The 12,134-nt window shown below is 44.3% G+C and carries 11 protein-coding genes and 1 pseudogene; 4 read left to right on the top strand and 8 right to left on the bottom strand.

Going from position 1 to position 12,134, the window contains the following annotated elements:
* Window positions 1-94 (top strand): annotated as a pseudogene (locus EWV66_RS18885) (IS1 family transposase); the annotation flags it as partial.
* A gap of 8 nt (window positions 95-102) precedes the next feature.
* Here the strand turns inward: EWV66_RS18885 and EWV66_RS18880 are convergent.
* The 4 genes from EWV66_RS18880 to EWV66_RS18865 all read right to left on the bottom strand — a co-directional run bounded on the left by EWV66_RS18880 (window position 103) and on the right by EWV66_RS18865 (window position 4,886).
* Window positions 103-837: a type I restriction endonuclease gene (locus tag EWV66_RS18880; RefSeq protein ID WP_287108856.1), complete on the bottom strand. Its 735-nt coding sequence runs from the start codon at window positions 835-837 to the stop codon at window positions 103-105.
* Between the two features lie 85 nt (window positions 838-922).
* Window positions 923-2,032 carry a restriction endonuclease subunit S gene (locus EWV66_RS18875; protein WP_287108855.1) on the bottom strand — a complete coding sequence of 370 codons (1,110 nt, stop codon included), beginning with the start codon at window positions 2,030-2,032 and terminating at the stop codon, window positions 923-925.
* 341 nt (window positions 2,033-2,373) lie between these two features.
* On the bottom strand, window positions 2,374-2,793 hold the full coding sequence (locus tag EWV66_RS18870) for an endonuclease domain-containing protein (protein ID WP_052275827.1): 420 nt from the start codon (window positions 2,791-2,793) through the stop codon (window positions 2,374-2,376).
* Between the two features lie 35 nt (window positions 2,794-2,828).
* A complete protein-coding gene (locus tag EWV66_RS18865) occupies window positions 2,829-4,886 on the bottom strand; it encodes a class I SAM-dependent DNA methyltransferase (RefSeq protein ID WP_185237985.1) in 2,058 nt (685 codons plus the stop codon).
* 291 nt (window positions 4,887-5,177) lie between these two features.
* Here EWV66_RS18865 and EWV66_RS18860 point away from each other — a divergent pair, with 291 nt between their 5' ends.
* Entirely contained in the window at window positions 5,178-6,401 is a 1,224-nt protein-coding gene (locus tag EWV66_RS18860; RefSeq protein ID WP_052275829.1) for a DHH family phosphoesterase, read from the top strand.
* A 52-nt stretch (window positions 6,402-6,453) separates the two neighbouring features.
* Window positions 6,454-6,948 carry a phosphohistidine phosphatase SixA gene (gene sixA / locus EWV66_RS18855; RefSeq protein WP_002761593.1) on the top strand — a complete coding sequence of 165 codons (495 nt, stop codon included), beginning with the start codon at window positions 6,454-6,456 and terminating at the stop codon, window positions 6,946-6,948.
* Window positions 6,949-7,359: 411 nt separating this feature from the next.
* Here the strand turns inward: sixA and EWV66_RS18850 are convergent, their stop codons facing one another.
* The 4 genes from EWV66_RS18850 to ftsY all read right to left on the bottom strand — a co-directional run bounded on the left by EWV66_RS18850 (window position 7,360) and on the right by ftsY (window position 11,576).
* The gene (locus EWV66_RS18850; protein ID WP_052275830.1) at window positions 7,360-8,643 is read right to left on the bottom strand and encodes a DUF3086 domain-containing protein; all 1,284 of its coding nucleotides are present in this window, start codon (window positions 8,641-8,643) and stop codon (window positions 7,360-7,362) included.
* A 247-nt stretch (window positions 8,644-8,890) separates the two neighbouring features.
* Entirely contained in the window at window positions 8,891-9,307 is a 417-nt protein-coding gene (locus tag EWV66_RS18845; RefSeq protein ID WP_002761589.1) for a DUF3119 family protein, read from the bottom strand.
* A gap of 39 nt (window positions 9,308-9,346) precedes the next feature.
* Window positions 9,347-10,147 carry a metal ABC transporter ATP-binding protein gene (locus EWV66_RS18840; RefSeq protein ID WP_287107076.1) on the bottom strand — a complete coding sequence of 267 codons (801 nt, stop codon included), beginning with the start codon at window positions 10,145-10,147 and terminating at the stop codon, window positions 9,347-9,349.
* Window positions 10,148-10,241: 94 nt separating this feature from the next.
* Window positions 10,242-11,576, bottom strand: coding sequence for a signal recognition particle-docking protein FtsY (gene ftsY / locus EWV66_RS18835; protein WP_052275832.1), 1,335 nt, complete (start codon window positions 11,574-11,576; stop codon window positions 10,242-10,244).
* Window positions 11,577-11,781: 205 nt separating this feature from the next.
* Here ftsY and EWV66_RS18830 point away from each other — a divergent pair.
* A partial coding sequence (locus tag EWV66_RS18830; protein ID WP_287107075.1) for a Uma2 family endonuclease occupies window positions 11,782-12,134 on the top strand: 353 nt, incomplete at its 3' end.

Genomic DNA, 12,134 nt, shown 5'->3' with positions numbered 1-12,134 from the left:
ACTCTGCTATTCTAAGTCTACAGAAATGTTAGGATACTCTATTCGTTTATTAATTCATTATCTGAAGTTTCAAGAAGTGCCTATTCCTTACTGATTCATAGCTTAATTCAGCAACGCCTTATTTTTATCGCAGACTCCTTTTAGCATGGTTTCCATATCGACAATGCCGGGGTCACTCTCGGCCAGGCGTTTCCATGAATGAAAGTGTTCGTATTTGCCGCAGAAACTACCTATTTTCGCGTCTATGCCATTAACTAAAATCGCAAAGGCGTTATAGGCGAATAGATGGGGGATATTATCAATATACTTCGATAAATTCCCCTCGTAGGCCGCTTTTAGGCCGCGGTTGAGGTTTTTCGCTTCTAGGAAGAGTAGGGGAATGCCGTTAACAAAACCTACCAAATCGGGGCGACAGGGGCATTTCCCCTGTATCGACAGTTCTCGAACCACTAGAAAATGGTTATTGCTGGGTTGGTCAAAATCAAGGATTTTTAGGGTTTGTCTAATTAGCTCTCCTTTGGCGTTGCAGTAGCTCACCTGTACTCCATCGAGAAGGAGTTGATGTTTCTCTTGATTGGTGGCCAGAAGGGTTTGACTAGAGTTGATTTCTTCGATTTGGAGAATAGCGGATTTATAGGCTTCTTCGGGAAGATTGGGGTTAAATTCTCGTAATTTCTGTTTTAGGTAGCGTTTGAGGATAACTTCTTTCTGATTTTGCCGTCCGAGCAGGCTGTTTTCACCGTAATCCTCTTGATTATAAGCATAGACACTCTGCCAACCAAGTTGATCTCGCAGACAGTTGGCGGTGAGTTCTTGTACTTTATCCTCGGTGGTCATAGGGTCGATTGTGCGGGGGAGTGGTTTATTTTATTAATATTGCCAATTTTCAGGGATTTTTACAGGTGCGATCGATCTTTCGCCTCTACACCTCGATCTCTCCATTCATAAGTTTCGGAAGTAGTATGTCACGCGCTTGTTTTAGTTTTTGATTTTGCCTAAAAAGTATTTTAATTTGCTCATCAATAGAAATTGTTTTATCTAAAAAAATTGCGAGAATGGAATCTTTTGGCTTTATTAATTGAACGTTTTCTAAACCTGCTTTCGTCACCGAGGCGAATATAACACCACTACCTATCATATCTTCTTTAAAAAAGTAATTTTTAAGATGATAATATAAAAATCCCTGATAATTATGTTTTGCTCGAATCGCTGCTAGACCACGACCGATAATAATTTTTTCTAAGCTTATATTCATTCTGCCCACAGGAGCGCGAACACTGAATAATATATCTCCTTCATTGGCTATTCTTGTTATTTTTGCACAGTAAACTTTATTTTCTGGAAATCTTATCCCAAAATTGGTAACGCCTTGGTGAAAAGGCAAACCAGATCGATCTTCATTATAATATTCTGACTCAGGACTTTGACCCATTGTAAGATCGGCAATATCTTTTAAACGCACTTTCTCCCACCCTTCAGGAATACCATCAATAATCGGGGTGTGTTCGTGTCCGGGGAAGCGTAAACGGACAAACCATTCCTTGTAAAGTAAACGGGCTGAACGTTCTAATAACTCGATGCGGCGGCGATTATTTTCGATTAAATCATCATATTTGGAGAGGATATCGGCGATTTTTTCTTCTTGAGATTTATCGAAAGCCAAAACTTTAATATTAGCAATGTGATTTCTATTTAGCGTAGGAACGCCAGTCCCGAAATTAAAACGAGAAAAATCAATATTTTTTAATACATAATAAATAAATCTTGGGTTATGTTCTTTAAAATCTTTTACCCATAGTGTAGTATTAAGTGGCCAAAAATCACCAGCTACATATTGACCGCCACCTATGCTACCACTACGACCAATTACAACTCCCGGCCCCTTAACTTTGGCGATGTTGTGAGAACCGATTATACCTGTTGAAGCCACAACAGGTATATTGCCTATAACTCGCTCTATCTCTGGAAGATCAAAACCTCTTTGTAATATGATTAAATTATTTAAAGCTATATATTTTTTGTTTAATTTCATAACTTAATTTTCAACTTAACTAATTTACATTGTAAAGGTAATAAATCCCCAACCCTTCAAAATTCTTAGCAATTTCATCAGCTAAACAAATCGCCCGCAGATGTAACCTTTTCTAACTTACCAAATTTGGGAATCACTGGTGAGAAGCGGGACTTTTTATCCCCCTAAATCCCCCTTTTCAAGGGGGACTTACGCAGCCGTAGCGCCCGTCTCAGCACCAGCACCCCTACCGCGCTCCAGTTCCGGTTCCCCTTCCGGTTCCGGTTCCCCCCTTGAAAAGGGGGGCTAGGGGGGATAGCCTTGAAAAGGGGGGCTAGGGGGGATAACATTTTCAAGGAGGACTAAGGAGGATCATCAACCTCCGTACAGACAGGAAGCGAAGAAATAAACCCCGATATTTTCTCACAAACCGCCTCGAAATCGTATTTAACCTCATCATTGGTGAAACGGATCACCGTTAATCCGTATCCCTCTAAAACCTTCGTTCTTCTAGCATCATAAGCCATTGCCTCCGGAGTAAGATGAACCTCCCCATCCACCTCGATCACTAATTTCAACTTCGGACAATAGAAATCAACGATAAAATGATCGATCGGTCGCTGTCGCCACATTTTTAAAGGAAATTGTCGGAGAAAAGCCCATAACTTTTTTTCTGTCGGTGTGGGATTTTTTCGCATTTCCTTGGCTCTAGGTACTAAATCGGGATTGTAGGGTAGAAAATAAACACCGTATTTTAATTTAGACACGATCGCTATCTCCATCGGTCTCCTTTAAGGAAATATACCCAAGTTCTTTTTTAAATTCCTAACCCTTCAAAATTCTTAGCAATTTCATCAGCTAAACGAATCGCCTCGGAGTTGAGATCATTTAACTCCAGATGAATTTCGCGTAACGTTTCCTCGAAATCGAAACCCTCATCTTCCTCCTCTGGGGAAACGCCGACATAGCGTCCGGGGGTTAAACTCCAATCATTCGCCTGTAACTCCTCGCGATCAACCACTTTAACCAACCCTTCCACATCCCGCAGCTTGGCATCGGGGAACCTTTCTAATAGCCAGTGAGCGTGACGGTAGAAACCACGAACCGATTTAAGCTGTTCGATCGCATTCTGACGGCTTGTATCGGCTTCTTTGCGTAAGGTGTTGAGTTCGCGGGAATTCCACCACAGTTTACTATCTCTTGCCCCCAGATCCTTCTCGGCACGCTCGATCGCTCGACCTAATAACTTATTCACCAGATCCGCCTGTTTGCCCAGATCCCGGCTAAATTCGCCGTATTCGTGATAACAGCGGACAGCCTCGTGTAAAGTCTCTAAATCATCAGCGTTATAGGAAATCGCAGGGAAACTGGCGTATTTATCCATGTCATCTTTGAAAAGCTCAGATGCTGTTCGGAGTTCTAACCATGTCCCGTCTTTTTCATCGATGAGATTATAAAATTTCTCTAGGGCCTCGGTTAACTTGTCCAGATGCTCGCGATAGTTTTGTAAAAGAGCGATCGATCCCTGATACTCTCGATCGATACTCTGGCAATAACCGACAACCAAATCGATAAAACGCTTGGATTCGCTCCGATAGAGCCAGACAATCGAGAGAATATTCTGTAACTGCTCTGGGCTAAAATCGTTGATCGTCCGGTTTACTTTCCGGTAAATATTGCGGGCATCGATCATTAATATCTTATCTTGAAGCTCGGCGGGTTTTCCTCGATTGAGAAACCACAACTCGCAGGGTACGGAGCGGGTATAGAAAAAGTTAGAGCGGATGGCGATCATTATGTCCACCGTTCCTGTCTCGATTAACTTCTGTCTTACCTTGCCTTCGTCTCTCCCGGCGCTGGAAGCTTGGGAAGACATGACAAAACCGGCTTTTCCTCGATCATTGAGATAGCTGTAGAAGTAACTGATCCATAGATAGTTACCGTTGGAAACTTTGTTACTTTTATTAACCCCCGGCAATCCGAAGGGTAAGCGCTCATCACCATCTACCTTACTATCCACCTCGTCCACGTTGAAGGGAGGATTGGCCATCACATAATCCACTTTCCCGGCCAATGCCAGCGGATCCTCGTAGTAGGTGATCGCTTTTTGGATATCCCCTTCTAAACCGTGAACTGCGAGATTCATCTTGGCTAAACGAATCGTGGTCGGATTCTTCTCTAACCCTTTAAAAGTTAACATCTGGGGATTGATGCGCTGTCTCTCAACGAAATGTGCGCTCTGGACAAACATTCCCCCCGAACCACAGGCAGGATCGAAAACCAATCCGTGATCGGGTTCTAAAACATTGGCGATCAAAGATACTAAAGAAACGGGAGTAAAAAACTCTCCGTTATCGTGAGCTTTGAGATTAGCGAATTGAGTTAGGAAATATTCGTAAATTCGCCCGAAAATATCCCCATCGGCTTTTTTTAACTCTTCCGGGTTTAAAATCCGTAGTAAATTCCCTAATACCACGTTATCTAGCTCTTGGTACTCTGTTTTCGGTAAAATACCCCCTAAAGGTGGATAATCCCCCTCGATCGATAGCATTGCTTCCATCAAGGAGGTCGAGCGATTGACGCTATCGGGGAGCGCCACCAGAAAATCGAACTGAGCTTTTTCTTGGAGATAGATCGCTCCTTTGCACAAGAAATCTTCTTTGATTAAGGAGCGTGTTTTACCCTGTCGCTTCGGTAAATCCGCCTCTACTTCCCTCTTAACCTTGAGAAAACGACTATAGGCATGACGGAGGAAAATCAAGCCCATAACGGGCAGAAAATACTCGTTACTGGCATAGTTAGAATTAGCTCGCAGAGTATCGGCCGCTTTCCAGAGCTTTTTTTCGATCGCTTCGATGTTGTCCAGTTGGGCCATGAAATTTCACTCAAGAATTAGGTAGATGGTCGAGCGTGAGGGGAAAATTAAGGGATTCTGTATAGTATCTATCTTCTCAAGTAATGGCAGCGATGGTTAATTGCCTTCACCGCTCTCCCAGAACAAACAGGAGAGGTCTTTCGATAGACTAGAGTTATAGCCCGACAGTGGGGAGCTAGGGGCTAGAAAAGCTTAATATTTGAGATGAACCGATCGAGCGGTGATATCGTCTAGAATTGATTAGCTCAAAAAATCCTGACTGCATTTACCTTTAAGCGAACTTTTCTAAAAATGATGGCTGAATTACTGAGTCTAGTTCCTGCCAAATCCCTCGAAACCGATGTATTGGTAGGGGAAGCGTCGGCAGTATGTCCCCTTCCTCCAGTCACGGTTAGTAATGATACCCTACTTATTTCCCTGATCGATCGCCTGCGACGTACTTTGGAAAATCATCGCGGCGAAAATCAAATTGTGGTGATGCAGGATTTCCCAGATCCCGATGCTCTTTCTAGTGCCTGGGCCTATCAAATTATCGCCGAACAGTACGATATTCACTGCGATATAGTCTATGCGGGTACTCTCTCCCATCAGGAAAATGTCGCTTTGGTAAAACTAACGGGTTTACCGGCTAAACGTTGGGGAGTCCATACCCTCAAGGATAGAGATCTTTCGGTTTATCAGGGTTGTGTTTTTGTCGATGGTCAGGGAACCAATAGTCAGTTAACCACTCTGGTTAAACAGGCAAAAATTCCCATTATTGCCGTGATTGATCATCATACTCGCCAAGGGGAGCTAGAGGCGGAATTTGTCGATATTCGTCCCCAAATCCGGGCAACAGCGACGATATTAACCCAATATATCCAAAAAGGGTTAATAAGTTTTAATACTAGCGATACCGTCCATGTTAAGTGTGCCACAGCTTTGATGCACGGATTGCGATCGGATACGAATAATTTAATGCAAGCGCAAGAATGTGAATTTATCGCTGCTGGTTATCTCAGTCGTTTCTACGATGCCCAATTATTAAACGCTGTCCTGCAATCGGCCAGATCCCGACGGGTGATGGATGTGATTGAACGGGCCTTAAAAAACCGTATTATTAAAAATAATTATTCGATCGCCGGGGTGGGTTATTTGCGTTATGATGACCGGGATGCGATTCCCCAAGCTGCCGATTTTTTGGTGACAGAAGAAAATGTTCACACGGCTTTAGTTTATGGTATCGTTCACGATGAAGATGAGGAGATCGAGTTAGTCATTGGTTCTATGCGTACCAGTAAAATTACCCTAGATCCCGATGAATTTCTCAAGGAAGCTTTCGGACAGGATAACCAAGGTCGCTTTTTTGGTGGTGGTCGTTACATGGCCGGAGGTTTTGAAATTCCTATCGGTTTCCTCGGTGGTTTTAATAATAATGCCGAATACGCAAAACTTAAGTGGGAACTGTATGACACCCAAATTAAACAGAAACTTTCCCATCTAGTTAACCCAGATGAAAAGGTAATTCGCACCTAGCTATTAGACCTCAGCTATCTGTTAACATTGCCAAGACCGACCTAACACTGATATGAAACTTTATTTTGTGCGTCATGGATTAGCAGGACAATCGGGGGATTATCTCAACGATGGGGAACGTCCTTTAACCGAGGAAGGTAGGGCCAAAACTGCTAAAATTGCCCAAAGATTAGGACAGTTGGGGGTGAAATTTGACCTAATTTTGACTTCTCCCCTGGTGCGTGCCGTGCAAACCGCCGAAATTTTGCAAAAAGCGGGTTTAAGCCGTAAAATTGAGCAATTTAATCCCCTATCGCCCAATGGCAATATTCAAGATTGGGTGCAATGGTGGCAAAAGTCCGACTATCAGCGAGAGGAAAATGCGATCGCACTGGTAGGCCACGAACCGGATTTAGGCTATTGGACGGAAATGCTAGTTTGGGGCAAGTTTCAAGGGAAATTATCGGTCAAAAAAGCGGGAATAATTGGTCTAGAGGTTCCCAATCAAGAAAATCCCCTAGGTAAGTGTCAGTTATTCTGGTTGACAGCACCGAAATTACTTCTCTAGGAATTAACCTAGGTGTATCTATCCTTTTTGGAGACTACAATCGATGTTTAGTTAGGGTCTGCTGAAAAAGTTTTTCCTGGGGGTAGGAAAGAAGGATAATGCAAGGTTTTTGAAAGTCCCAATCCTATTTTCGCAGCATGAACATCGGACTTTAACAGGTCAAAAGCCTTATTTTAAAAGGGTTTTACCATTATTCAGCAAGCCCTAGTTAGGGTATGCCGAATAAATCTAAAAACCTTATCCAACAAGGTTTTTAGATTTTTTTTACCTCAAAAAGTGCCGACCCTTGCAGTAATCGCCGGGAAAATTCCGGGACTTTTTCCCTGAAAATTAGGTAATTGACCCCCTCAAAATTGGTAAAACCCTACACCCTGCCGCCAGGAAAAACTTTTTGCCGCAAACCCTAATTAGTTAATACCAATAACTAGAACTTTGTTGGGGTTCAGGGGCAAAAGCTAACCAGTAGGGGAATTGTAAAAGAGCGAAATTGAGCCGTTCTTCGGTATCATCGATGATAATGAGCGGTGAATATTTATCCTCAATTAAACGTTCCGCTTTTTGAATTAAAGCTTCGGGAGACTCAAAGAGAACGATGCCGCGGTCTGGTCCAAAATCGGCGCGGGAAATGCCGAGACAATCTTGGAGACCGCGCCGCCATTCGCCTAAACGTTCGGGACTATTAGCCAGAACGAGAGAACGGAAGCGATCGCCCTGTAATTCCGCCATAATCGAGATAATTGCCGAAGCGACCAGAATATTCTGGAGACGGCTGCCCATACCGCGAACAGTACCCCGGCCCCCCTGTTTAAAGAACCACTGTTGCACCCGTTCGGCGTGAATTGGTTCAAAAGTGCGCCGTAATTGCCAAGGCGGACCGTAATAGTCAGGACGACTGCGATAACGGTCTAAAAGAGTTTGGATGCGCTGATTTTGGTCAGAAAAGCCCTGTCTAGGGGTGGATTGCCCCACCGGTTCCGATTCATAACCCGAACGGTTAGAGCGACGGGGTTCTTGCCAATTATCCCGGCCTTGGTTACTGGTACGGGAGGGACGGGGACTTTCTTCGCGATCATCCCGGCCTTGACTGCCACGGGATGGACGGGGGTTTTCCTCCCGTTCGGTCCGCAGGGGAGGTTCCACGGGTCGGGGGGATTTTTCGGGGGTTTCAAAACGGGGTAATTCCAACTGTTCGGCAGCCGCGGCCAAATCCTGTAAACTGCCCACCAGATAGTCTTTAAATCCCTGAACCCGCACGGCCATATCCTGGGAGACTCCGGCGAAATTACTCCGCATTTCCTGCCGAATCCGCTCACGACGGCGTTCTAACTGTTCGATCGCCACTTCTAACGCCTGTTTGCGTTGTTCTAGGTCTTTTACGCCTTCCTTGAGCATTCTTTCGATTTGAGCTTTGATATCTCCTAGTTCCTCGGCGATCAAGCGTTCTCTTTCCGCTTTTAATGCCGAGATTTCTGCCTCTAGGCTCTGTTTTTGCCGTTCTAGAGCCTCGATTTCTGCCCGCAGGGGTTGCGCCTGCGCTGTGGGAACTAATTCGCCTTCGGGGGCGATTGCCGATGGCAGCGGATTCTCTACTGGGCGATCGTTCCAGAGATCATCAAAACTAAATTCTTCGACAGATTCATTGGGTAAGTCTGTCATTTTGTCAAGGGGTAAAACATTAAAATCTTCTGAATTCATCGGCTTTAGAAATGCAGAGCGAACAGAGGGCCAAGGCAGGCAATTAAGTAAGTGGTTCTAATTAATAGACGATATATCTTGCCTTCGATCCCCCCTGCCCCCCTTAATAAGGGGGGTGCCGATAGGCGGGGGGATCCCCCCTGCCCCCCTTAATAAGGGGGGTGCCGATAGGCGGGGGGAGCTGACAATTTTTAACACCTACCTACTTAAGACGCTATTAATTGCTAGATTTTATTTTAACTCAATCTTAGTTCGCTTCTGAGTCGATCGCTGGCGATGCTGCTAAAGGATAGTATTTTTCGAGGCACAGTCTCAGGGTTGCGCTGTCAAAGATAATGGGCAAAAAATGAATGCTGTTAATTTCTTTGAAATAAAATAGGATCGGGACTTTATTCCAGAAAATCCGCCAATTTTGCCATTCTTGGTAGGGAAAGGAGCGAATTTGTTGCCCGGACAGATAGACATCTAAGGAGGTAGGGGTAAACTGGAGACGAATGCGGGTAGTCTGGAACATCAAGAATAGCCCTAACAGGGAGAAAATTATGCCGAGCCAGACCTGTAAAAAGAGTAAAGGCAGCGATAAAATTACCAAAAACAGGGGAATTCGATAGTTAGGAGCCAGTTCGATCGTTCCTGTTACTTCTTGCGGGGAAATAGTTTTCATCGGTGTCCCTATCGGCAGTCAGCCAAAATATCTTCGCTTCTAGTTTATCGCATTGTTTTTCGACAGGCGATCGAGATAATCGAGACTCGATCGGCGATGATCTGGTGGTGTCATGGCATCGTAGAAGGAGACTTTACCCCCATAGGCACGCCGGAGATTAAAATCAGTTAAGACCTTAGATCGTTGATCGGCGAGGATCAATTCTTTATTTAAGAGGATTAAATCAGCAAAATGGGTGATAGATTCGCCTAAATCATGGTTAACGACCATGACAATTTTATTTTCTTGGGCTAACTCACCAAAGATATTAAAAAGAATCCCCTCGGTTTTCTGATCTACCCCAACGAAAGGTTCATCAAAACAGAAAATCTCCGCTTCTTGGGCCAAAGATCTGGCTAAAAAGACTCTTTGCTGTTGTCCTCCCGACAACTGACCGAGGGTACGATGGCGTAAATCAGCCATTTCCACCCGTTCTAGGGCATTTAAAGCCCGTTGACGACTAATATGGGAAAAAGGACGAAACCAACCCGTTTTTCTAACTCTCCCCATCATTACCACATCCCAAGCGGTGACGGGATAGGTCCAGTCGATTTGAGTTCTTTGGGGAACATAAGCGACTTTATCCAGTTGTTGCTGTAGAGATTGCCCTTGATAGTTAACGCTTCCCTGTTGTACGGGAATTAATCCTAGCATGGCTTTGATCAGGGTACTTTTGCCCGCACCGTTGGGACCGATAATACCGGTTAATCGTCCTGGATGAATTTTCAGGGTGATATCCCGTAGGGCTTCCACGCCGCGATAATATACTCCTAGATGACTAACTGTAATTGTCGTTTGCATAGTTGTTACCCTGAGTCTCCATTTCTAGCATAACTAAAAATGAGACAATTATGAAGCAACCATGAAAAGATTATGAAAGATAGCTAGGGTGAGATTAATCGCCACTCAGTAAAGCTTCCACGAATTCGTAACTGGAAAAGGGCCGCAGATCCTCGATTCCTTCCCCAGCGCCGACAAAGCGAATCGGTAGGTTAAGCTGACGCGCTACGGCAAGGGCGACACCTCCTTTAGCTGTACCATCGATTTTAGTCAGGATCACGCCGCTTAATTGGGCAGCTTCCGAGAAAACCTCGGCCTGTCGCAGCCCGTTTTGTCCTAAAGTGGCATCGAGAACTAGAAGGGATTCCACCACGGCACTCTCGGCTTTTTTGTCGATAATGCGGCGAATTTTGCTTAATTCTGCCATTAAATTCTTTTTATTCTGCAATCTTCCCGCCGTATCTACTAAAAGTAATTCTACCTCCCTAGATTTAGCGGCTTCGATGCCATCGTACACCACGGCGGCCGGGTCGGTATTTTTGCCCGGGTTGGCAATTACTTCGACTTGCGATCGCTCTCCCCAAACTTTCACCTGTTCCACGGCAGCAGCGCGAAAGGTGTCGGCAGCGGCGATTATACAGCTATAGCCAGATTGTTTAGATAAATGGGCTAATTTGCCGATAGTCGTCGTTTTACCGACTCCGTTAACTCCTGTGAGCATCCAGATATTTAATTTGCCCTTTTCTGGCTCAAAACCGGGGTTGCTATAATTGGCTAAAGGTGCATCTAAAATCTCGCGGATAATTTCTTTGAGATATTCGATCGCTTTTTCGGGGGGCAAAGCTTCCTGTTTTAGCTTATTTTGGAGGGTAGTGATAATATAATCGGTGGCATCTACCCCCACATCGGCCTGAAGCAATAAAGCTTCGATTTCCTCCACCGCATCTTGATTGAGGGGACCCTGACCGACCACGGCCTTAAGCTGATTGACCAAGCTGCGGCGCGTTTTGCCTAAACCCTGACGCAATTTTTTTAACCAAGTGATTTCTTCTTCCGAAACGTCCTCTGCTTGTCGTCCCTGATTGGCTAAAACTTTGGCGGACCAGATAAAGTCCTCATCTGGTTCTGTGGGGGTTTCGATGGCGGTTTCTTTGAGAATTTCGAGGCGATCAGATTTTTTCAGCCATGCGGGGGTATTATCCTCGGTTTCTTCTTCTTTAACCGGTTCTTCCTCTTGCAGAGGTTCGGTTTCAGCAATAGATGTTTCAGAGGGTTCGCTCACGACGGCCTCGGCCGTGGCTTTTTTCTCTTGAATATTTTTAAAGGCTTTTTTGGCCCAATCTAAATAGTCTTCCTGACTGGTTGCCTCGCTGGGGGTTTCCTCTACGGGTGCAGGGGGTGCTTGTTCTTGTTCGGGTTGGACTTTCTGACGACGGAACCAGTTAAACATAGGAGAAACTAAACATAAAACTATTTATCTAGTTTATTTTAACCCTTGGCGTGAGCAATTTTGATAGTTATATTTTTAATTGTGGATTTCTCAGCATTTTTTGCCAGAGATTAAGGGAAAAATGATAACCTTGCTCAAGGATAACTTTATCTCTTTTTAGGGAAATGCTGTATCCTAGAAAATAGAATAGGAAGGAGAGTCAAAAATGTTAAGCACTACCGAAACTAAATATTATACTCCCGAAGAATATCTAGCTCTGGAGGAAACGTCCGAGGATAAAAATGAATATCGTCAAGGAGAAATTATCCCAATGGTAGGAGCCACCACTAATCACAATCAGATTTGTCTAAATTTTTGCCGTAATTTTCCTTTAAATATCAATAATCAAGATTATTATACCTACATGGAAACGGTGCGTTTATGGCTGTCATATTATAGTATTTACACCTATCCCGATGTGATGGTGATTAAAGGTCAACCTCTCTATCAAGGTAATAGTCAATCTAACGTGATCAATCCTTTAATTATTGTCGAAGTTCTCTCTAATTCTACCCAAGC

Source organism: Microcystis sp. M_OC_Ca_00000000_C217Col (assembly GCF_007095585.1).
Lineage (GTDB): Bacteria > Cyanobacteriota > Cyanobacteriia > Cyanobacteriales > Microcystaceae > Microcystis > Microcystis panniformis.
The sequence above is the reverse complement of the archived record's forward strand: the minus strand, read 5'-3'. Positions and strand labels throughout refer to the sequence as shown.

What these genes read in the sequence shown, in the direction of transcription:
- EWV66_RS18880 (WP_287108856.1), bottom strand. Translation starts at nt 837, where the DNA reads ATGACCACCGAGGATAAAGTACAAGAACTCACCGCCAACTGTCTGCGA.
- EWV66_RS18875 (WP_287108855.1), bottom strand. Translation starts at nt 2,032, where the DNA reads ATGAAATTAAACAAAAAATATATAGCTTTAAATAATTTAATCATATTA.
- EWV66_RS18870 (WP_052275827.1), bottom strand. Translation starts at nt 2,793, where the DNA reads ATGGAGATAGCGATCGTGTCTAAATTAAAATACGGTGTTTATTTTCTA.
- EWV66_RS18865 (WP_185237985.1), bottom strand. Translation starts at nt 4,886, where the DNA reads ATGGCCCAACTGGACAACATCGAAGCGATCGAAAAAAAGCTCTGGAAA.
- EWV66_RS18860 (WP_052275829.1), top strand. Translation starts at nt 5,178, where the DNA reads ATGATGGCTGAATTACTGAGTCTAGTTCCTGCCAAATCCCTCGAAACC.
- sixA (WP_002761593.1), top strand. Translation starts at nt 6,454, where the DNA reads ATGAAACTTTATTTTGTGCGTCATGGATTAGCAGGACAATCGGGGGAT.
- EWV66_RS18850 (WP_052275830.1), bottom strand. Translation starts at nt 8,643, where the DNA reads ATGAATTCAGAAGATTTTAATGTTTTACCCCTTGACAAAATGACAGAC.
- EWV66_RS18845 (WP_002761589.1), bottom strand. Translation starts at nt 9,307, where the DNA reads ATGAAAACTATTTCCCCGCAAGAAGTAACAGGAACGATCGAACTGGCT.
- EWV66_RS18840 (WP_287107076.1), bottom strand. Translation starts at nt 10,147, where the DNA reads ATGCAAACGACAATTACAGTTAGTCATCTAGGAGTATATTATCGCGGC.
- ftsY (WP_052275832.1), bottom strand. Translation starts at nt 11,576, where the DNA reads ATGTTTAACTGGTTCCGTCGTCAGAAAGTCCAACCCGAACAAGAACAA.